Here is a 20,374-nt window from a genome sequence, read left to right as displayed (position 1 = left end):
CAACAATTTTCAAATTCCCTTATATATGCTACGTACCCATACCTGCGGCGAACTCAACCTCGAAAACCTTAATACGGATGTAACTCTTTGTGGCTGGGTGCAGCGTTCCCGCGATCTTGGGGGAATGACTTTCATTGACCTTCGTGACCGCTACGGCCTCACACAACTGGTATTTAATATGGAAGACAACCCGGAACTTTGCTCCCGCGCAAGGGAGTTAGGCCGGGAGTTTGTAATTAAGGCCCGCGGAACGGTTGTTGAACGAAGCAATAAGAACCCGAAAATGCCTACGGGCGATATTGAAATAAAGGCAAGCGAACTGGAAGTACTGAACGTTTCAAAGGTTCCGCCTTTTATAATTGAAGACGAAACCGACGGCGGCGAAGACCTTAGGGCAAAATACCGTTATCTTGACCTGAGGAGGGGAATTGTCCGTAAAAACCTGGAGATCAGGCATAAACTGGCAGCGGAAACCCGCCGTTACCTGGACCGCCAGGACTTCATTGAAGTGGAAACGCCGGTACTGATCAAATCTACCCCGGAAGGAGCCAGGGATTTCGTCGTGCCGAGCCGGATGAATCCGGGCGAGTTCTATGCCTTGCCCCAATCTCCGCAAACATTCAAGCAGCTGCTCATGGTATCGGGCATGGACCGTTACTTCCAGATTGTAAAATGCTTCCGCGACGAGGACCTGCGGGCCGACAGGCAGCCAGAATTCACCCAGATTGATTGTGAAATGTCCTTCGTTACGCGGGATGACATACTTCAAACGTTCGAAGGGCTGATCAACCATCTTTTCAGGGAAATAAAAGGCCGCGACATTGGCCATCTGCCTCATATATCTTATGCCGATGCTATGCGGAAATATGGCAACGACAAACCCGATACCCGCTTCGGAATGACTTTCACAGAGCTGAAAAGCACTTTGGGCGAAACAGACCTTACCGGCGGAAAAGGGTTCAAGGTATTCGATGATGCAGGACTGGTAGCTGGTATTTGCGTGGAAGGCGCTGCCGGTTATACCCGCAAACAGCTGGACGAGCTTACCGAATGGGTAAAACGCCCGCAGATAGGAGCTACAGGCCTTGTCTACGCCCGTTATAATAATGACGGCACGGTAAAATCGTCTGTCGATAAGTTTTACGATGAAAACGACCTGCAGAAATGGGTGCAGGCTTTCGGGGCGCGTGAAGGCGATCTGATGCTTGTGCTTGCCGGCGAGCCCGCCAAAACCCGGAAAGCGCTTTCTGAACTCCGCCTTGAAATGGGCAACCGCCTGGGGCTGCGTCCCAAAGATACTTTCCAGGCGCTTTGGGTGGTAGACTTCCCCCTGCTGGAATGGGACGAAGAAACCGCCCGCTGGCACGCCATGCACCATCCCTTTACCTCGCCTGTACCCGGGGACATCCATTTACTGGAAAGCGACCCGGGCCGCGTCCGCGCCAATGCCTATGATATGGTAATTAACGGCAATGAAGTAGGCGGAGGTTCTATCAGGATCCATGACAAAACCCTGCAGCAAAAGATGTTCAACGTACTGGGCTTCAGCCCGGAAGACGCCCAGTCCCAATTCGGCTTCCTGATGGACGCTTTCGAGTTCGGCGCTCCCCCTCATGGCGGCATTGCCTTCGGATTCGACCGCCTTTGCGCGATCTTTTCCGGCCTGGACTCTATCCGCGACGTGATCGCCTTCCCCAAAAATAATTCCGGCCGCGACGTAATGATTGATTCTCCCTCGCGCATTTCCAAAGAACAACTGGACGAGCTGCAGATCAACGTTAAATAACGCGTCACGGCGCATGATGGCCGCACGCATCGCGGCGCCGTGATGACCTCGCGCATTGCCGGATTTGCTTTGACCGGCGCGCCCGTGTGGTTTCGGCATGCCCGGTCTCGCTCAGGCTGATTTTTAGGATCCCAGGCGCTGCGCACCTGCCAAAAGCCTGTTAGCCCCACCCGCCTGTATCTGGTATTAATATTGGTATCAAGAGCGCTCACCATGTGCGCCGGCCAGCGGGAGTTTGCTTTGCCCGCAGCGAGCAACTTTTGATTTTCGGGCGATTGCGAAAGCAATCGGGGCCCCGAAAATCAGCCTGAGCGAGACCGGGCAAAGTAAATCCGGCGATGCACGCGGGGAAAACCATCTTGATGCGGAAGCCGATGGTTTGGAGTAAATTAATTTAGTATTCCCCACACTAGAATGGAAGATCGTCCTCGGGATTGTCGTCGGCCCTTACATTGAGGCCTTCGGAGCCCCCGGCGGCGTCCCGGGAATTACCGGAGCCTCCGCGGTTTGTGTTGCCACCGCCGTAGCTTTCGTTGCCGCCCTGGTTTTCGTGGTCGCTGCGTCTTCCCAGCATGGTAAAGTTATCGGCTACTACTTCGGTCATGTAACGCTTGTTTCCTTCCTTATCGTCCCAGGAGCGTGTGCGGAGTTTTCCCTCCACGTAAACCAGCTTGCCTTTGTGAAGATATTTTTCGGCAATGTCCGCAAGTCCGCGCCATACTACAATATTATGCCATTCGGTTTGTTCGACTCTTTGTCCGTCTTTGGTATAAAATTCAGAGGTAGCCAGAGGAAAAGATGCTTTTGAAACGCCGCCTTCCATGTGCCTGATCTCGGGATCCTTGCCCAAGTGGCCTACTAAAATTACTTTATTGATGCCTGACATAAAAAAAAGATTAGATGAAATACAATTTATAGATTATTTTCCAGATAGTTTGTAATTAATTTAGGGAACGCATAGGCTTCCATTTCCTTCTCTTCCACGGTAATATACTTACTTTCCGGCTTTAGGTACCCTTTTAATTCCAGCTCCCAGAAGCGGGCATGTATCACCTGGTGCGACAGCACATGCTTAAGCGTTTGAGAAACTGATATTACTAAATATTCCCTGTCTTTCAAAATTTTCCGGAAATCCTCCAGCTGAAATAAGCCGGCCTCGTCCACCGGGGCCGGTGTTTCAACAAGTGGAAAGTCATACAAGCTTTGCCAGATATCTCCGCTGCCCCGCTTGTTCAGCCAGATCTGTCCCTTGTCCCGGATCATCAGGTAATTGAAATATCTTTCCCGGGTGCGCGGCCGTTTTGACTTTACCGGCAGCAGGCCAACCTTCCCTTCCTTCAGGGCCGCACAACCGGAAGCGAGGGGGCATGCAGAACAGAAGGGCCTGGCAGGGCGGCATTGCCTGGCGCCGAACTCCATAACGGCCTGGTTATGTACGCCCGGATCATCTTTGTCCAGGAGATCCGCGGCGAGGGCGGAAAAATATTTTTTCCCTGCAGTTGTGTCAATGGGGATGCCGGCGCCGGAATACCGGGAAAGGAGGCGGTATACGTTTCCGTCAACTACTGCCCTGGCCTCATTCGCCGCAAATGAAGAAATGGCAGAAGCGGTATACTCCCCGATTCCTTTCAGGCGGATCAGCTCGGAGTAAGAAGAGGGGAAGGCCCGGCCCCGCTGTTGATATACCGTTTTAGCGGTAGCATGCATATTACGGGCGCGCGAATAATATCCCAGGCCCTGCCATAGTTTCATCACCTGGTCTTCGTCCGCATCTGCAAGGTCAGCGACAGTAGGAAACCTTTCGGCAAAACGATAATAATAAGGGAGGCCCTGCTCTACTCTTGTCTGCTGCAGTATTATTTCCGACAGCCATATCAGGTAGGGGTCCTTCGTCTCCCTCCAGGGCAGGTCCCGTTTGTTTGCCCGGTACCAGTTTGCAATTATTTTGGCGAAGTCCATAGAGGAGGCAAATTTCAGCAAAATAATTTAACTCTGCTCCCCTGGAATCCGGGTGCGGGCTATGTATTGGAAAGGGGCTTTACAGGCAGGCAAAACTGCTGCCGGAAGTAAAGCCCGAAACAAAATCCAGAGAGTTTCTTTTTGTTTTCAATAAAAAGAGCTAATTTCGCAACCCCTAAATAATGAAGAATTTACATCATGGACAAACGTATAATAATATGACGAAAGCAGAAGTGATTGCAGAAATTGCAAACAAAACAGGGATCGAAAAAGTCGATGTTGCCGAGACCATCGAAGCCTTTTTCAAAGTGGTAAAAACCTCGATGATCGAAGGTAATAATATTTATGTGAGGGGCTTCGGAAGCTTTGTTGTAAAAAAACGGGCCCAGAAAACTGCAAGGAACATTTCAAAGAATACTGCTATCATTATTCCGGAACATCATATCCCCAGTTTCAAACCGGCTAAAGTATTTGTTGAAAAAGTAAAGAATTCCAGCAAGAAGAAAAGTTCACAGGCAGAATTAATCAAATAGATCTTGTTTTCAGGAAAACAAATAGGAGTTATTTTATCAGTAGGAATACTGATAACCGCCTTATACCTGCTCCCGGTAAAAGGCCTGGTCAATCCTGAAGAGGAAAACAGCTCAGAACCGGCGGGAACAGAAGCTGCTTTCGGCCCGGCCGAACTGGCGGAAGCTGAAAAGCAAAACATAAATCCTTCACTGCTTGTTGAGATTGAAGAAATTGAGAAGGAACTGGCAGAAAAACCAGGCGATACGGCCCTTCTCAAAAAGCTCGCCGGTGAATGGGAGGAACTGAATATCAGCAATGTAAGCGGCCTGTACTATATGGAGCTTGCAGAAAAGCAACCTACCGCCGGGAACTGGCTTAAGGCCGGCGACCAGCTCAGGGAAGGATACAAAACAATGAGTGACACCATTCAGCGGTCTTTCCTGGTAGATAAAGCATTAAGTGCTTACCAGCATGCCCTGCAACTGGATCCGGAAAACCTGGATGCTCAAACCGGTTTAGGCGCGGTAACGGTAGAAGGGACTCCGGCTCCCATGAAGGGCATACAATTGCTCCTGGGAGTAGTGGAAAAGGATCCCGGGAATCCCGGGGCTAATCTTACGCTCGGTAAATTTTCCATGCAAACCGGGCAGTATGAAAAAGCAAGAGACCGCTTTTTGACAGTAGTAGAGAGCCAGCCCGGGGGAGAAGTTTATTTCTATCTCGGCGAAGCTTACCGGCAGCTGGGAGAGAAAGAAAATGCCATCGCCGCCTACGAGACAACGAAAAAGTATATTGTCGATCCTCAGTTCACATCGATGATCGACAATATCATAGAGGAATTGAAGTAATTATTATCTAACATTAAAAAAATTAAGTTATGCCAAGTGGTAAGAAGAGGAAGAGACATAAAATGGCCACCCACAAGAGAAAAAAACGCCTGAGGAAAAACAGACACAAGAAGAAATAAATTGACACCAACATCCAACTTTAATAGCGCGGATGCAGGTGAGGAAGGCATTTTCCAACGGTGGTAAAGGAATTACTTATCAACGGTACGCCTTCGGGCGTTACCATTGCCTTGCTCAAAGACAAACAGCTTATTGAGCTTCATCAGGAGCAAGGCACCAACAACTACGTTGTAGGAGATATCTATCTGGGCCGTATAAAGAAGATTATGCCGGGCCTGAATGCTGCATTTGTGGACGTAGGCTATGAGCGTGATGCTTTTTTGCATTACCTTGACCTGGGTCCGCAGGTGCGTTCCCTGCTTAAGATCTCCAAAGACATCAGGAGCGGAAGAAAATATCATCTTCTGAACAACTTCAAGTCGGAAGAAGATATAAATAAGGGCGGCAAGATCACTGAAGTACTCAGCAAAAATCAGCTGATTCCTGTCCAGATTGCCAAAGAGCCTATTTCCAACAAAGGCCCCCGGCTGAGTTCAGACATATCGCTGGCCGGACGGTACCTGGTGCTTGTACCCTTTTCCAACGTGATCTCTTTGTCAAAGAAGATCAAGGGAAACGCGGAACGCACCCGTTTGCGGAAACTGGTAGAAAATATCCGGCCCAGGAATTTCGGCGTGATCATTCGCACGGTATCGGAAGGCGTAAGTGTGGCGGAGCTTCATAACGATCTCAAGGAACTGATCGAAAAATGGGAGGCATTTGCCGTACGGCTTAAAGTTACGGAGCCCTCTCAGAAGATCGTCGGGGAAATTGACCGGACTTCCAGCATCTTACGGGATATCCTGAACCCTGATTTCCAGAACATTTATGTAGACGATCCTATTACCTATTCTGAAATAGGCGCCTACATCCGTAACATTGCCCCTACCCAGGAGAAGATCGTAAAACTTTATAAAGGCAGGGCGCCTCTTTTCGAAAATTTCGGGATTGATAAGCAGATCAAAGCCCTCTTCGGACGAACGGTAAATATGCAGGGGGGCGCGTACCTGATCATTGAACACACGGAAGCAATGCACGTCATTGACGTGAACAGTGGTAACAGGACCAACAGCCAGATCAACCAGGAAGACAACGCCTTGCAGGTAAACGTGGAGGCAGCCAGGGAAATTGCCCGGCAGCTCCGGCTCCGGGACATGGGCGGCATTATCGTGATCGATTTCATTGATATGCACAAGGCCGTCAACCGGAAACAGCTTTACAACGCTCTTCGCGAAGAAATGAAGGACGACCGTGCCAAACACACCATCCTTCCTCCCAGCAAATTCGGCCTGGTACAGATCACCCGGCAGCGCGTTCGGCCAGAAATGAGCATTGTAACGGTTGAGCAATGTCCTACCTGCGGAGGAACGGGCGAGGTAAAGGCGAGCATTCTTCTTATGGACGATATTGAGAATAACCTGGAATACATCCTCAGGGAACAGAACGAAAGTCATATTACTCTTTGCGTTCATCCGTATATTGAGGCTTTCCTGAAGAAGGGACTTGTTTCGCGGCAGGTAAAATGGTACTTCCGTTATAAGAAATGGATCCGCATTAAACCCGTTTCTTCCTACCATTTCACTGAATATCACTTCTACTCAGACAAAGACGAGGAAATCAAGATTTAAGGCTGATTTTTCTTATGTTTGGGGAGGTATGAGCTGGCTCACAAATATTTCCCAGATACTGATGGTAGTAGTCATACTGTTGATCCCGTACTTTATCTGGACCTTCATCAGGCGGTCGGTCAGGAATTATATGGAGCTGAAGGAAGAAGAACTGGACCTGCAGCGTGAGAACAACGAGCTTTTGCGCAGGCTCAACGGCCTCCCTGCCCGCGAACACCCTGATACGGAGGAAGATAATGAACAGAGCGGTTAAGACCAGGACGGCTTATTTCTGCCAAAGCTGCGGCTATGAATCGGCGAAGTGGCTGGGAAAATGCCCTTCCTGCGAGTCATGGAATAGTTTTGCCGAAGAAGTGATCGTCAAGGGAAACGGTAAACAGGCAGGCGCGAAAACAGGCGTTAACCGCGTTAATCAGCCGGTGAAGATCAGCGAGATTGAATTTTCGCCACAATATAGGATCAGTACTGCCGACGCCGAACTGGACCGGGTCTTGGGCGGAGGCATTGTTCCGGGTTCGCTCGTATTACTTGGCGGAGAACCGGGAATAGGCAAATCCACGCTCTTGCTCCAGGTAGCTATGCAGCTGCCGCTGAAGATCCTGTATGTCTCCGGAGAAGAAAGCCAGCAGCAAATACGCCTCAGAGCCAACAGGCTCCAACCGGACCTGAATCAAAATGAGGATACCAGCGCAAAGCCTGATGAAGCGCCCCCGCAATCCGGTATGGGAGCTTCCGGGCTCTATATTCTCACCGAAACATCCACTCAGCATATCCTGAAGCAAGCCGAACAGCTGGAACCGCAGCTGGTTATTATTGATTCGGTTCAAACTCTTTATTCGGCCCATATAGAATCTACTCCAGGCAGCGTATCCCAGGTCCGGGAATGTACGGCAGAACTCCTGCGCTTTGCAAAGGAAAGCCATATTCCGGTATTCATGATCGGCCATATCACTAAGGACGGGCTTATTGCCGGCCCCAAAATACTGGAACATATGGTAGATACCGTTCTGCAGTTCGAGGGTGACCGGCATCATACGTACCGGATCCTCCGTGCAATTAAGAACCGCTTCGGCGCTGCCGCTGAACTCGGAGTATATGAAATGCAGGGAAATGGCATGCGGGGAGTTAACAACCCCTCCGAAGTACTGCTCTCCCAGCGGGAAGAAGCCCTGAGCGGAGTAGCCGTATCGGTTACACTGGAAGGCATTCGCCCGATGTTGATTGAAACACAAGCCCTGGTAAGCCCCTCCGTATACGGAACTCCGCAGCGTTCCGCCACAGGCTTTGATAGCCGGCGGATGAATATGCTGCTGGCAGTCCTTGAAAAACGCTGTGGATTCCGCCTTGGCATGAAAGATGTCTTCCTTAATATTACCGGCGGCATACGAATAGACGATCCTGCTATTGACCTGGGCCTGGTTTGCTCGATCATTTCCTCCCATGAGGACATTCCCCTGCCTCCTCATTGCTGTTTTGCCGGAGAGGTGGGGCTTTCAGGGGAAATAAGGGCAGTTAACCGGGTGGAACAACGCATCGCAGAAGCGGAAAAGCTGGGTTTTGAAACGCTCTATATATCCCGGTACAACCGGAAGGAGTTAAATCTTTCCCGGTATAAAATAGAAGTTATTGCTGTTGGGAAAATTGAGGAAGTTATCGGAAGTTTGTTTGGGTAGTTTTTTACGTTTAAAGTTCAAGGTTTAAGGTTTATAGTTGTTGGTTGGGGGTAGTTAGAAGCTGATGGATGTTTTGTTTGTTATACTTGCGGGAGCGGCCATTATTATAGGTATTCTGGGTAGTTTTCTGCCGGTGCTGCCGGGTCCGCCAATTGCGTGGGCGGGGTTGCTGTTGCTGCATTATTCGGAGTATGCGCATTTCAGCCAGCGGTTCCTGATCATAACGGCTATTATTACCATTGCGGTTACTGCGCTTGACTATATCGTGCCTATATGGGGCACGAAGAAGTACGGCGGCTCCAAAATGGGGCAATATGGTGCCATAATAGGTATGCTTGCCGGCTTGTTCGCCGGCCCGGTGGGGATTATTTTCGGACCGTTTATCGGCGCATTTATCGGCGAACTTATTCATGACCCCCAAAACCAGGCCCGCGCCTTGCGGGCAGCGTGGGGGTCCTTCATCGGCTTCCTGGTAGGCGCAGGACTTAAAATTGTCCTTTGCCTGGTCTTTGCCTGGTTTTACGTGGAAGCCCTGCTATTCTGATCCGGAATTTCGGGCGTTCTTTTCTTAATAACCTTACCAGGCATATTACGCTTACCGGCATGAAAAATCTCTTTCCCGGTATCCCGCCCCTTATTTGCCGCAGCAGCGACAAGCTTTTTGTACCAGCACCGCGTTCACCTGCCCTATTCAAATAAGCCCTCGTCGCGGATCAGCAATAAAATGGCCGAATGCGGAACGATGATATATTTTTCATCGTTGAAAATGATCTCGAAGCCGCTTTTTGGCAGGTAAATAGCCAGATCGCCTTCATGCGGCTGCAGCGGAAGGTATTTGACTTCGCTTTTATTCAGGTAAGGGTCGTCTTCGCTAAGGTTGGGGATAGGGTATCCCGGCCCTACCTTCAGCACATAACCGCTGTGAACAGGCTCCTTTTCATGCACTCCGGGAGGCAAAAAAAGCCCCGACTTGGTCTTTTCATTGGGAGACTTGGGCTTAATCAGCACCTTGTCTCCCACAACGGTCAGTCTCCTGAGGTCTTTATGATCAATATCGAGGGTCATTATCACTTGCTGAGGTACATTGATTTTTCCTTGTACAAATGACGGAAGAAAGGATCGTCCAGGTCCTTGATAAAACGAATGGCTTCGCCGGTCGATTTCATTTCGGGGCCCAGCTCCTTGTTCACTTCCGGGAATTTGTCAAATGAGAATACCGGTTCTTTGATCGCGTAACCTTCCAGCTTCCGCTCTATTTTAAAATCCTTTAGCTTGTTTGCTCCCAGCATGACCTTGGTGGCAATATTTATAAAGGGAACATCATAGGCCTTGGCGATGAAAGGAACGGTTCGCGATGCGCGGGGATTAGCCTCTATCACGTAAACCTTTTCATCTTTGATGGCGAACTGGATATTCAGCAGGCCGCGCACGTTCAGGGCAAATGCCAGTTTACGCGTGTATTCTTCCATTTGCCGGATCACATTTTCGGAAAGCTCGAAAGGAGGCAGCACGGCGCTTGAATCGCCGGAATGGATGCCTGCAGGCTCAATATGCTCCATTAAACCAATAATGCATACATCTTCACCGTCACAAATGGCATCCGACTCAGCCTCTTCGGCGCGGTCCAGGAAGTGGTCAATGAGAATGCGGCCGCCGGGAATATTCTTCAGAAGATTCACAACAGCCTTTTCCAGCTCTTCATCGTTAATGACAATGCTCATTCCCTGGCCGCCAAGCACATAACTAGGCCGCACCAGAACGGGGTAACCTACCTGGGCAGCCACTTCCAGGGCTTCTTCGGCGTTATCAGCCACACCATACCTGGGATAGGGAATATCAAGCTCTTTCAGGAGGTCCGAAAAATGCCCCCGGTCTTCGGCAAGGTCCATATCCCGGTAGGACGTACCGAAGATGCGAATACCCTTTTCATCCAGCTTCTCGGCCATCTTGAGGGCAGTTTGCCCGCCAAGCTGAACAATAACGCCTTCCGGCTTTTCAAGGTCGATGATCTCCCGCACATGCTCCCAGAAAACCGGTTCGAAATAGAGCTTGTCAGCCATGTTGAAATCGGTGGAAACGGTTTCCGGGTTGCAGTTGACCATGATGGATTCGTAACCCGATTCCTTGGCGGCAATAAGCCCGTGTACACAGGAATAGTCGAATTCGATCCCCTGGCCTATACGGTTAGGGCCCGAGCCCAGCACGATTACTTTTTTCCGGTCGCTTACGATGGATTCATTAGCGGGATTACTTTTATCGCCGGAAGTGGATGCGCCTTCAAAAGTAGAGTAAAAGTAAGGTGTTTGTGCCGGGAATTCCGCCGCGCAGGTATCCACCATTTTATAGGCCCGCCGTATCCCGAGCGATGTACGGTAATCATACACCTCATCTTCGGTACATTTAAGCAGCCAGGCTATTTGGGCATCGGAAAAGCCCTTTTCTTTTGCCTGCACCAGCAGGTCTTTGGGCAGATTGCGAATATCGAAGCGCTTTATAAGGCCTTCCAGCAACACCAGTTCGTTGATCTGCATAAGGAACCAGCGGTCTATACGGGTGGCTTTCTGAACAGAGGTAATGGGTACGCCAAGAGAAAGTGCATCCCAGATGTGGAACAGCCGGTCCCAGGATGGGTTTTCCAGGCTCGCCATGATCTTGTCCAGGTTACGCTCCTGGCGGCCGTCGGCCCCAAGGCCCCAGCGGTTGATCTCCAGGGATTGACAGGCTTTCTGCAGCGCCTCGTTAAAGCTCCGGCCAATGCCCATTACTTCCCCAACGGATTTCATCTGCAGGCCCAGCTGCCGGTTTGCCCCTGGGAATTTATCAAAGTTCCAGCGGGGGATCTTCACGATCACGTAATCCAGCGCCGGTTCAAAGTAAGCCGAAGTCGTTTTGGTGATTTGGTTTTCCAGTTCGTCCAGGTTGTAACCGATGGCCAGTTTAGCCGCTATTTTCGCAATTGGATAACCCGTCGCCTTGGAAGCAAGGGCGGATGAACGGGAAACGCGGGGATTGATCTCAATAGCGATCATTTCCTCCGTCTCCGGATCTATGGCAAACTGCACGTTGCAGCCTCCGGCAAAATTGCCGATGGCACGCATCATTTTAATCGCCTGGTTACGCATTTCCTGGTAAGCCGTGTCGGAAAGCGTCATGGCCGGGGCCACCGTTATGGAGTCGCCGGTATGGATGCCCATCGGGTCGAAATTTTCGATGGAGCAGATAATGATCACGTTATCGTTATTATCGCGAAGCAGCTCCAGCTCGAATTCCTTCCAGCCGAGTACTGCCTGCTCAACCAGCACTTCATGGCTGGGCGAGGCCTGCAGGCCCCTGTTCAGGGCGGCGTCAAACTCTTCCTTCCGGTGTACGAAACCGCCGCCGGAACCTCCAAGAGTATAGGAAGGGCGGATTACCAGCGGAAAACCGATTTTCTGGGCTGCTTCCTTTCCTTCCAGGAAGGAATTGGCAATTTTGGATGTGGCAACGCCTACGCCGATGTCAACCATCAGCTGGCGGAAAGCCTCCCGGTTTTCGGTCCGTTCTATGGCATCTACGTCCACGCCGATGACCTTCACGCCAAACCGTTCCCATATTCCTCTTTCCTCCGCTTCCTTGCAAAGATTAAGGGCCGTCTGGCCGCCCATGGTAGGCAGCACCGCATCTATCTTCTTCATCCCGGGAGTGTGTAAATGCAACTCCAGGATCTCTGCGATAGAATCGGTAGTCAGCGGTTTCAGATAAACGTGGTCTGCGATCACCTTATCTGTCATAATGGTAGCCGGGTTGGAATTAATGATGGCTACTTCAATTCCTTCTTCTTTCAGGGACAGGGAAGCCTGGGACCCTGAATAATCAAACTCACAAGCCTGCCCGATAATAATGGGACCGGAGCCGATAATTAAAACAGATTTTATACTTTCGTTTCTTGGCATTTGAGGTGGGAGTTTTAGAGCTTTTATGAAAATAATTCATCGTGGCCCTTGTTCCAAAAATTGGGCAAAAATATCAAATTTTAATCGATTATCTATATTTACATCCAAGCATATTGAGATAAAATGAAAAAAACTACGCGTATCCCTTTTAACAGGGTTCTGAGCCTGCTTGCAGCGCTTCTTCTTTTTTCAATGCCGGCCTTTCCGCAGGAAACTTACCGGGAGCCGGCCCTTTCCGACAGCAAGTCCTGGAGCATGATCCTGCTTCCGGATCCGCAAACCTATTCAAAATTCGGCCGTAACCAGGGTATATTTGAGCTGATGACGGCCTGGATAAGGGAAAATGCCGATGAATTAAACGTTAAACTCGTCCTCTGCACGGGTGACCTGGTGGAACAAAATTATATCCTTGAGCCCGATAGCGTAAACGGAAACCAAACCAGCCGGGAACAATGGAAGGCCGTATCCAGCGGTTTTTCACGCCTTGACGGAATCGTTCCTTACGTGTTGGCCACCGGAAATCACGATTACGGTTATAAGAGCGCCGAAAACAGGTACAGCCAGTTCGGCACGTATTTTCCGCCGGACCGCAACCCGCTTACCGAAGCCCTGCTTGTAGAGATGGCCCCGAATGCCGCAGGCGTCAAAACACTTGAAAATGCCTGTTACGAATTCAGGGCAGGCCAGGACAATGAAAGGCCGTTCCTCGTGTTCTCGCTGGAATTCAATCCCCGTAAAGCAGTAGTGGACTGGGCCTCCGCGGTGGCGGCCCGCCCCGAATATAAGGATCATATCGCCGTAGTACTTACCCATAGTTATATCAAGTCCCGGGTACTGGATAACATACATATCGAAAAAGAAGGCTATCCGCTTAAAGATGTGACGCATGGCGCCGCCTTGTTCAGGGAACTTATTCAACCGTCTGAGAATATCCAGCTTGTTTTCAGCGGGCATGTAGCCGATACCGAGGGCCATGAAGGGCAGACCGGCTTCCGGACCGACAAGAATTCAGCCGGGCAGAAAGTGCATCAGATGATGTTCAACGCCCAGCGGGAAGCCGGGGGATGGCATGGCAACGGAGGCGATGGCTGGCTGCGCATTCTTGAATTCCTTCCGGATGGAAAAACGGTACTCGTAAAAACTTTTTCCCCGTTTTTTGCCATTTCCCCTTCTACACGCCACCTGGCCTGGAGAACCGAAAGTTATGATGAGTTTTCCTTTGAGCTTTCGGAATAAAAAATAATAATGATCAAGGTAGCCGTTATCGGCCCGGAGTCCACGGGCAAATCCACGCTGGCGCTGCAGCTTGCCAAACATTACCAAACGGTATGGGTTCCCGAGTACGCCCGCTACTATTGCAGCTATCTTGGGAAAGACCCCGTCCTCCAGGATGAAGTAAACATGTTTTACGGGCAGATCGCGCTGGAAGAGAGCCTGGAGCCGCTGGCAAACCGCCTGCTCATCTGCGATGTCACCATCCTGAATGTCAAGGTTTTTTGCGAGGAAGTTTTCAACGAATGCCCGGAGTTCATCATTGAAGAAGTAAAGAACCGGTTTTACGACCTGTACCTGTTAACGGACATTGACATGCCCTGGGAGGACGATCCCCTTCGCGGATTTCCGCACAGGCGGGAATACTTCTTTGAACGCTATAAAAAAGAACTGGAAGCGCTGAACGCCACCTACAGGGTGGTTTCCGGCCTGGGAGAAAAACGCCTGCAATGCGCCGTCAGGATCATTGAGGAGTTAAAGGGCGGGGAAATTACCAGTTGATCACGGGAGGCCAGGTACGTTCCGGCTAAACGCATGATAGCCCCGGGAAGGGCACAACAAAAAAAAGCACCCCGCCTTCCGGCCGGGTGCTTTTTTTGTATATGCTGAGGAAATTATTTAAAATCCTCCGGCGTCGCCGGCATCGCCTGCGTCACCTTCAAGACCTCCGTCACCTTCAAGACCAGCATCGCCTTCAAGGCCCGCGTCAGCAGCGCCTCCGGACAATTCGATCTCGCCAACATCAGTAGCCTGGCCGTCCTCAACGGTAACAGTTAAGGTAGTATCCGCGTAGGGATCAGCTCCGTCAATTGTTAGCGTGTAATCTCCTGCGGGAACACCAGTAATTTCAAACGCACCTGTAGTAGCATCAGCTGCTGCTTTCAGGGTGTCGGATCCTGCTACTGTCCAAACTACGGCCGCGGATTCTGCCGGCGTTACGGTTCCTGAAATTGAACCTTCCTGGGCAGCTGTAAAAGCCAACAAACCACTAGCCATCCCGGCTAACAGTAAGTACTTCAAACTTGATTTTCTCATAACTTAATTGACATTAATTTTAGTTTTTAACATATTGAGAAGTAGAAGTACGGTTTACATGCTTTATACTCTTTTTAATTGACATTTCGTGTTCGTGCAATAGCTATTGCAACAGCTGTTCCAGAAATCGGAATATAAACTCTGGAGTTTATACTTGCCGCTTTTTTGCGCCATTAGGGCTAAAAAACACTATAAATGCCTTCCCCTTAGATGGTAGCAGCTCTACAATATGTCAGCAAAGCGCTACAATTTGGTAATTCCCTTTATACGCCGTAGATTTGAGCCTTTCACCAAGGGGTGCCCTTCCGGGCTGAGATCATACCCATTGCCAGCAGGTAAATTACAAACCTGCGGCAGAAACCTGATCCGGATAATGCCGGCGTAGGGAACTGGATATAAATCAACCCTGTTAAATTTTCAAAAAAATGAAGACTATTTTTGTCATCTTAATGACACTAATCAGTTCTGCATGCGCTTTCGGGCAGCATGTATTGAACGGGGTAATCCGGGACAAGATAAGCGGCGCGCCGCTCCCGGGGGCAACTATCCGCCTTCAAAACACATTCATGAGTACGCAGGCTGATGCCTCAGGGCATTTCCAGTTTACAAACCTTCAGCAGGGCAGCTACATTCTGCAAATCACCTTTATCGGCTATGCAACGGCGGAGCTGCCGGTAAGCCTTCCGCAAAGCGAAAGCCTGGAAATAGCGCTTGAACCAAAAACATATTTAACAGAAGAAGTCATCGTTACCGCCACCAGGGCGTCCGCCAACTCGGCTACTGCCTTTAGCAACATTAGCAAGGAATACCTTGAAAAGCAGAACCTCGGGCAGGATCTGCCCTACCTGCTCAACATGAGCCCCTCGGTAGTCGTCAGTTCGGACGCGGGGAATGGCGTAGGGTACACCGGGATCCGCATCCGGGGAAGCGATAATACGCGCGTTAACCTTACCATTAACGGCATTCCCCTGAACGATGCCGAATCCCAGGGTACTTTCCTTGTGAACCTGCCGGATTTTGCGTCTTCCGTTGACAACCTGCAAATACAGAGAGGAGTGGGAACTTCCACCAACGGAGCGGGCGCCTTCGGCGGAAGCATTAATATACAAACAACAAAAGCAGCGGTTGAGCCTTATGCCAGCGTAGATAATTCCTACGGTTCTTTCAACACGCTCAAAAACACCGTTTCGGTGGGCACCGGACTGATAAATAAAGCTTTTAGCTTTAACGGGCGGCTCTCCCGTATCAGTTCCGATGGTTTTGTAGACCGTGCTGCTTCCCAACTGCATTCTTTCTTTCTGAACGGCACATACCAGGGCAAAAAAGACCTGTTAAGTTTCAATGTCTTTTCGGGAAAGGAAGAAACCTACCAGGCCTGGAACGGGATCCCCGAAGCGCGCCTGAGGGGTGACCACGAGGGTATGGAAGACTTCATCGCCCGCAACGGCCTGAATGATTCTGAGGCGGATCTGCTGTTAAACTCCGGGTCGCGCACCTATAACCAGTTCACCTATAAGGACCAGACGGATAATTACCAGCAGGATCATTACCAGGCGCTCTATTCGCATCAGTTTGCAAGGGAATTGAACGCCAACCTGGGGCTGCACCTGACGAAAGGCAAGGGCTACTACGAGGAACTCCAAGCCGGGCAGGACTTCGCGGATTACGGGCTGGAAAATATAATAACAGGGGGCGATACCATCCGCACAACCGACCTGGTAAGACGCCGCTGGCTGGATAACACCTTTTACGGAGTTACCTATTCCCTGAATTATGAGCCCACTGAGCGAAGCACTTTTACGCTGGGTGGAGCATACAACGAGTACCGTGGCAATCACTTCGGGGAGATCACCTGGGCGCAATTCGCATCAGGGAGCTTCAAGGACGAGCGGTACTATGATAATGATGCATTTAAGACCGACTTTAATGTATATGGAAAGCTGGAACATTCTCTCACGGAACAACTGAGCATTTTTGCCGATATTCAATACCGGCGGGTTTTTTATTCCTTCCTGGGCTTTGACCGCAACGGAAAGAATGTACAACAGGATGTAAGCCTGGACTTTTTTAACCCGAAAGCGGGGCTGAGCTTCCGGCTGAACGCGCAGCAGCGGCTCTATGCCTCCTTCAGCATGGCTAACAAAGAGCCTAACCGGGATGACTATACCGAATCCACGCCGGGCAGCCGGCCAAGCCCCGAACGCCTGTACGACCTGGAAGCCGGCTGGAACGGCCGTTTCAAAAACGGAAGCTTCGGCCTGAATTATTACCTCATGAGTTATCGTGACCAGCTGATCCTGACGGGAAAGATCAACGACGTAGGATCTTATACCCGCGTGAATATTCCCAGGAGCTACCGGACCGGCCTGGAACTCTACGGCTCCGTCCGCATTCATGATAAAGTAAGCTGGACGGCCAATGCAACCTTCAGCATAAACAAGATCCGGGAATTCACTGAGTACCTGGACAATTACGATTCCGGGGCGCAGGAAGCGGAAACGTATAAAGAAACGGATATTGCGTTTTCACCGGGCATTATTGCCGGCAGCGAACTGGTTTACCAGCCCTTCCCCCGCTTTTCAGCGGCGTTCATGAGTAAATACGTAGGGAAGCAATACCTTGATAATACTTCCAGCGAAAGCAGGCGCCTTGACCCCTGGTTCGTCAATGACATCCGGGCCGCTTACAGCTTCCCGGTGAAAGGTTTTAAAGAACTCAGAGCAACCTTGCTCGTCAATAACATTTTTGACACGGAATACGAGTCCAACGGTTATACCTACGGGTATATCAGCGGAGGTGAAACTACGCGGGAAAACTTCTATTTCCCCCAGGCTGGCGTTCATTTCCTGGCAGGTTTGTCCCTTAAATTTTAATGGTTGTTCTTACATTGCACCACAAATCGACATCAAAATGAAAAAGTATATTTCCCGTTTTCATTATCTGACGCAGGACGTGCCTGGCTTTTCACACCTGGAACTGGCCACCGCCGCCTGCGAGGCCGGGGCAAAATGGATCCAGTACCGGAGTAAAAACAAAACAGATAAAACCGCCTGGCTGGAAGAAGCCGCCGGCCTGGAAGCGATTTGCGATGACTGGGGTACCACCCTGATCATCTGCTCTTCAGTGGAGATCTGCCTGGAGCTTGCCGAAGCCCAGGGGGTCCACCTGGAACGCGGCGATATGCCGGTTAAGGAAGCCCGCAGGCTGCTTGGGGACGATAAGACCATCGGCGGATCGGCGCATACGCTGGAAGATATACTGGCGGCTCATGACGCGGGGGCCGATTACGTGGGTCTTGGCCCGCATAAGCCTACGCAAACTATCCGTCATTCCAATGACTTCCTTGGCGCGGCCGATTACCTGCGCATCGCCGAAGAACTGCAGAAGCGGAACGTAGATATTCCCGTTATCGCCGCCGGAGGCATTAAGATCGGGGACGTGGACGGACTCATGAAAACCGGTATAGCCGGGGTGGCGGTTTCTTCCGCCGTGAACCTTTCGGAAAACCCCGGAGCCGCTTACCGGGAGTTCTACAAGAAACTTTCCTGAACGGCCGGGCCCGCCAGGTTTCATTTCATTCGGGATCCGGGGCTTCATCGGATTTAACGATGAAGATGCTTGCAAACGGCTCTCGGGAATGTTCAGAGTATTTTCTGCATAATATAATCGTTCATAAAGAAAGGCCCGATGGGAATATCTTCGGTCCGCTGGACTTTGAAGCCCAGCTTTTCATAGAAGCTTCGGGCCTTGTTGAAGCGGTTCACGTTCAGTTCAAGGACCTGGCAACCCTGTTCCTTCGCTTTTAGTTCAACGGTGTTGATGAGGAAGCGTCCTGTTCCCTTACCCTGTGTTTCGGGCAAAACGTAAATCTTATGAAGCCGGCAGGTTCCTGATCCCTGGCTGACGGACCAGGAAGCAAAGCCCAGGGGCGGTCGCTTTTATAGGCCAGGAGGAAGCAGTGGCCTCTTTCCATTTGTTCCTGAAGCGCATTTTCGGAGTAAAGGCGGTCAAGCATGTAACGGATCTGCTCCCCGGCCAGGATTTCACGATACGCCGGCCACCAGGTACGCCCGGCGAGTTCCCGGATAAGGGGAATATCTCCGGCGGCACCTTCCCGGATGTATATGGATTCCATGGAAATGCTTATATATCTTCCGGGTCAATCCTGGTAGGAGTGACTTCGCCGCTTATGATGGGGTGCGTGGAAACCGCTATGGCATTAATAATGGAAGTCAGGTTATCAATATAAGCCAGGATCGTATGTATATCGTCGCGCGCGCCATTATAATAGGGATCGGCGCCCAACTGAAAAGTGGAAATGGTATGCGCGGGTATACCCAGCTGCGCCAGCGGGAAATTATCCGATTGCCGGAAAAGGTCCGCCTCGCGGTAGGGATCTGGCCTGAATTTGAACTTCCGTGGAGCATTATCGCGTATGATCTCCGGAAGGGTTGATTTTTTATAACCGGTAATATAGGCGCTTTCCGGCCCGAATTGAGAGGCTTTCCCGATCACGTCCATGTTCACCGCGGCCACTATTTTTTGCGGATCAATGGTAGCGGAAAAATATTCCGAGCCTACTCCGCCCGCTTTCTGGGCGGAAAATGCGACAAACATAATGGAACGCTCATTCTCATCCTTTTCCCTGAAATGTTTGGCCAGCGTCAGCAGCGCGGTAGTACTGGATCCCCCGTCGTCTGCTCCGTTGGCAATGGTATCCCCTTTATCGGCCGGAATATAACCCAGACCGTCATAGTGGGAAGAAAATATCACGTACTCGTCCTGCCGGCTTTTGCCCGGAAGTACACCGATAATGTTATGGGCAGCAATTTCTTCCGTTTTACTCTGGGCCTTTACCTCAAATTCATTGAATTCGTAAACATCCGTCAGCAGGAACACGGTAGAATAAGGATCGCGGGGCGTATAAGCCGAGTCAATAAAATATTTTTCAAGCTGCACCCCGGCGCCGATGCGGTTAAAGATGGGCCGCAGGATGGGGTCCATCACCACCAGCTTATCCGATTTGAGGCGGTTGACATATTCCAGCTTCCGGCGGATATCGTCTTTTACCCCTATGAATATTACTTTGATATCCGGGGTATCCTGGTTCCAGTCGAGGCTTAGCTGTTTACTTGCCACGATAATATTCGGCACCCTGACCATTTCGGAATCCAGACGGGCATGATAACCGGTATACGTTACCCTTTTCAGTTTGAAATCCTGCCTGAAATCCGTTTGCCCGGGCCCCGGCACCAGCCCTATCTCTTTGAATTTCCCGATAATATAGTCAGAGGCAATGTCCGCTCCTCCGTTCAGCAGCCCCCGGCCTTTCAGGCTGTCTGCCGATAATACTTCAATAATGCTCCTTACCTCGCTCACGCTTATCGTATCCGCTTTCCCGGTTCCTGCCTCCTGCGCGGATGCATTAAAAAGAAAAACGACCGAAAAAATACCGGCAGTAAATAATGATTTCATATCATAAACTCTATAAAAGATGAAATTACGAAAATTTGAAGGCGAAAAACGGAATAAAAAAATAATTTGTGATTATCCATGTTTTTTTGTGATCTTTGCTTCCTTAACAAGGATTTACGAAGATCCGAAGTACGACGATGAAGAAAAATTTGTT

The 20,374-nt window shown here is 50.4% G+C and carries 19 protein-coding genes; 11 read left to right on the top strand and 8 right to left on the bottom strand.

Annotation, left to right across the window (positions count from 1 at the left end; translation table 11 throughout):
- Nucleotides 1-25 precede the first annotated feature (25 nt).
- Nucleotides 26-1,786: an aspartate--tRNA ligase gene (gene aspS / locus FRZ59_RS05070; protein WP_132128226.1), complete on the top strand. Its 1,761-nt coding sequence runs from the start codon at nt 26-28 to the stop codon at nt 1,784-1,786.
- Between the two features lie 409 nt (nt 1,787-2,195).
- Here the strand turns inward: aspS and FRZ59_RS05065 are convergent, their stop codons facing one another.
- Nucleotides 2,196-2,672: a single-stranded DNA-binding protein gene (locus tag FRZ59_RS05065; RefSeq protein WP_132128225.1), complete on the bottom strand. Its 477-nt coding sequence runs from the start codon at nt 2,670-2,672 to the stop codon at nt 2,196-2,198.
- Nucleotides 2,673-2,698: 26 nt separating this feature from the next.
- Nucleotides 2,699-3,745 carry an A/G-specific adenine glycosylase gene (gene mutY / locus FRZ59_RS05060; RefSeq protein WP_132128224.1) on the bottom strand — a complete coding sequence of 349 codons (1,047 nt, stop codon included), beginning with the start codon at nt 3,743-3,745 and terminating at the stop codon, nt 2,699-2,701.
- A gap of 218 nt (nt 3,746-3,963) precedes the next feature.
- On the opposite strand from mutY, the gene FRZ59_RS05055 reads away from it, so the two are divergent.
- From FRZ59_RS05055 to FRZ59_RS05030, 6 genes are all read left to right on the top strand, one after another.
- Nucleotides 3,964-4,278: an HU family DNA-binding protein gene (locus tag FRZ59_RS05055; RefSeq protein ID WP_132128223.1), complete on the top strand. Its 315-nt coding sequence runs from the start codon at nt 3,964-3,966 to the stop codon at nt 4,276-4,278.
- A 3-nt stretch (nt 4,279-4,281) separates the two neighbouring features.
- Nucleotides 4,282-5,106 (top strand): tetratricopeptide repeat protein, encoded by an 825-nt coding sequence (locus FRZ59_RS05050; RefSeq protein ID WP_132128222.1) that lies wholly within the window; start codon nt 4,282-4,284, stop codon nt 5,104-5,106.
- A 179-nt stretch (nt 5,107-5,285) separates the two neighbouring features.
- Nucleotides 5,286-6,833 carry an Rne/Rng family ribonuclease gene (locus FRZ59_RS05045; protein ID WP_132128221.1) on the top strand — a complete coding sequence of 516 codons (1,548 nt, stop codon included), beginning with the start codon at nt 5,286-5,288 and terminating at the stop codon, nt 6,831-6,833.
- 28 nt (nt 6,834-6,861) lie between these two features.
- Nucleotides 6,862-7,086 (top strand): YebO family protein, encoded by a 225-nt coding sequence (locus tag FRZ59_RS05040; RefSeq protein WP_132128220.1) that lies wholly within the window; start codon nt 6,862-6,864, stop codon nt 7,084-7,086.
- Nucleotides 7,070-8,506 carry a DNA repair protein RadA gene (radA, locus tag FRZ59_RS05035; RefSeq protein ID WP_132128219.1) on the top strand — a complete coding sequence of 479 codons (1,437 nt, stop codon included), beginning with the start codon at nt 7,070-7,072 and terminating at the stop codon, nt 8,504-8,506. The genes FRZ59_RS05040 and radA overlap by 17 nt, the downstream gene beginning before the upstream one ends.
- Before the next feature lie 64 nt (nt 8,507-8,570).
- Nucleotides 8,571-9,050, top strand: coding sequence for a DUF456 domain-containing protein (locus FRZ59_RS05030; protein ID WP_132128218.1), 480 nt, complete (start codon nt 8,571-8,573; stop codon nt 9,048-9,050).
- A gap of 143 nt (nt 9,051-9,193) precedes the next feature.
- Here FRZ59_RS05030 and FRZ59_RS05025 read toward each other — a convergent pair whose 3' ends face one another.
- Nucleotides 9,194-9,571 (bottom strand): co-chaperone GroES, encoded by a 378-nt coding sequence (locus FRZ59_RS05025; protein WP_132128217.1) that lies wholly within the window; start codon nt 9,569-9,571, stop codon nt 9,194-9,196.
- 2 nt (nt 9,572-9,573) lie between these two features.
- On the bottom strand, nt 9,574-12,438 hold the full coding sequence (carB, locus tag FRZ59_RS05020; RefSeq protein ID WP_132128216.1) for a carbamoyl-phosphate synthase large subunit: 2,865 nt from the start codon (nt 12,436-12,438) through the stop codon (nt 9,574-9,576).
- Nucleotides 12,439-12,561: 123 nt separating this feature from the next.
- On the opposite strand from carB, the gene FRZ59_RS05015 reads away from it, so the two are divergent.
- Nucleotides 12,562-13,674 (top strand): metallophosphoesterase, encoded by a 1,113-nt coding sequence (locus FRZ59_RS05015; RefSeq protein ID WP_132128215.1) that lies wholly within the window; start codon nt 12,562-12,564, stop codon nt 13,672-13,674.
- A gap of 9 nt (nt 13,675-13,683) precedes the next feature.
- Nucleotides 13,684-14,211, top strand: coding sequence for an AAA family ATPase (locus tag FRZ59_RS05010; protein ID WP_132128214.1), 528 nt, complete (start codon nt 13,684-13,686; stop codon nt 14,209-14,211).
- A 117-nt stretch (nt 14,212-14,328) separates the two neighbouring features.
- Here the strand turns inward: FRZ59_RS05010 and FRZ59_RS05005 are convergent, their stop codons facing one another.
- Nucleotides 14,329-14,730, bottom strand: coding sequence for a carboxypeptidase-like regulatory domain-containing protein (locus FRZ59_RS05005; RefSeq protein WP_207910215.1), 402 nt, complete (start codon nt 14,728-14,730; stop codon nt 14,329-14,331).
- Nucleotides 14,731-15,170: 440 nt separating this feature from the next.
- Here FRZ59_RS05005 and FRZ59_RS05000 point away from each other — a divergent pair, with 440 nt between their 5' ends.
- Both FRZ59_RS05000 and FRZ59_RS04995 read left to right on the top strand, forming a co-directional pair.
- Nucleotides 15,171-17,618 (top strand): TonB-dependent receptor, encoded by a 2,448-nt coding sequence (locus FRZ59_RS05000; RefSeq protein ID WP_132128212.1) that lies wholly within the window; start codon nt 15,171-15,173, stop codon nt 17,616-17,618.
- A 37-nt stretch (nt 17,619-17,655) separates the two neighbouring features.
- Complete coding sequence (locus tag FRZ59_RS04995) at nt 17,656-18,294, top strand: thiamine phosphate synthase (protein WP_132128211.1); 639 nt, start codon at nt 17,656-17,658, stop codon at nt 18,292-18,294.
- Nucleotides 18,295-18,386: 92 nt separating this feature from the next.
- On the opposite strand, the gene FRZ59_RS19895 is transcribed toward FRZ59_RS04995, so the two are convergent.
- From FRZ59_RS19895 to FRZ59_RS04985, 3 genes are read right to left on the bottom strand one after another with little or no spacing between them, the layout of a single operon-like run.
- Entirely contained in the window at nt 18,387-18,614 is a 228-nt protein-coding gene (locus FRZ59_RS19895) for a GNAT family N-acetyltransferase (RefSeq protein ID WP_225975267.1), read from the bottom strand.
- On the bottom strand, nt 18,548-18,880 hold the full coding sequence (locus FRZ59_RS04990) for a hypothetical protein (RefSeq protein WP_225975194.1): 333 nt from the start codon (nt 18,878-18,880) through the stop codon (nt 18,548-18,550). The genes FRZ59_RS19895 and FRZ59_RS04990 overlap by 67 nt, the downstream gene beginning before the upstream one ends.
- 8 nt (nt 18,881-18,888) lie before the next feature.
- Nucleotides 18,889-20,220, bottom strand: coding sequence for a M28 family peptidase (locus FRZ59_RS04985; RefSeq protein ID WP_132128209.1), 1,332 nt, complete (start codon nt 20,218-20,220; stop codon nt 18,889-18,891).
- Nucleotides 20,221-20,374 lie beyond the last annotated feature (154 nt).

It is taken from the genome of Anseongella ginsenosidimutans, assembly GCF_008033235.1.
Taxonomy (GTDB): Bacteria; Bacteroidota; Bacteroidia; order Sphingobacteriales; family Sphingobacteriaceae; genus Anseongella; species Anseongella ginsenosidimutans.
This window is presented reverse-complemented; position numbering and strand designations above follow the sequence as displayed.

Excerpts from the sequence above, each read along its gene's own strand:
- radA (WP_132128219.1), top strand. The coding sequence starts at position 7,070 with ATGAACAGAGCGGTTAAGACCAGGACGGCTTATTTCTGCCAAAGCTGC.
- FRZ59_RS05030 (WP_132128218.1), top strand. The coding sequence starts at position 8,571 with ATGGATGTTTTGTTTGTTATACTTGCGGGAGCGGCCATTATTATAGGT.
- FRZ59_RS04995 (WP_132128211.1), top strand. The coding sequence starts at position 17,656 with ATGAAAAAGTATATTTCCCGTTTTCATTATCTGACGCAGGACGTGCCT.
- FRZ59_RS05010 (WP_132128214.1), top strand. The coding sequence starts at position 13,684 with ATGATCAAGGTAGCCGTTATCGGCCCGGAGTCCACGGGCAAATCCACG.
- FRZ59_RS05000 (WP_132128212.1), top strand. The coding sequence starts at position 15,171 with ATGAAGACTATTTTTGTCATCTTAATGACACTAATCAGTTCTGCATGC.
- carB (WP_132128216.1), bottom strand. The coding sequence starts at position 12,438 with ATGCCAAGAAACGAAAGTATAAAATCTGTTTTAATTATCGGCTCCGGT.
- mutY (WP_132128224.1), bottom strand. The coding sequence starts at position 3,745 with ATGGACTTCGCCAAAATAATTGCAAACTGGTACCGGGCAAACAAACGG.
- aspS (WP_132128226.1), top strand. The coding sequence starts at position 26 with ATGCTACGTACCCATACCTGCGGCGAACTCAACCTCGAAAACCTTAAT.
- FRZ59_RS05065 (WP_132128225.1), bottom strand. The coding sequence starts at position 2,672 with ATGTCAGGCATCAATAAAGTAATTTTAGTAGGCCACTTGGGCAAGGAT.
- FRZ59_RS05055 (WP_132128223.1), top strand. The coding sequence starts at position 3,964 with ATGACGAAAGCAGAAGTGATTGCAGAAATTGCAAACAAAACAGGGATC.
- FRZ59_RS05040 (WP_132128220.1), top strand. The coding sequence starts at position 6,862 with ATGAGCTGGCTCACAAATATTTCCCAGATACTGATGGTAGTAGTCATA.
- FRZ59_RS04985 (WP_132128209.1), bottom strand. The coding sequence starts at position 20,220 with ATGAAATCATTATTTACTGCCGGTATTTTTTCGGTCGTTTTTCTTTTT.
- FRZ59_RS05025 (WP_132128217.1), bottom strand. The coding sequence starts at position 9,571 with ATGACCCTCGATATTGATCATAAAGACCTCAGGAGACTGACCGTTGTG.
- FRZ59_RS05015 (WP_132128215.1), top strand. The coding sequence starts at position 12,562 with ATGAAAAAAACTACGCGTATCCCTTTTAACAGGGTTCTGAGCCTGCTT.
- FRZ59_RS04990 (WP_225975194.1), bottom strand. The coding sequence starts at position 18,880 with ATGGAATCCATATACATCCGGGAAGGTGCCGCCGGAGATATTCCCCTT.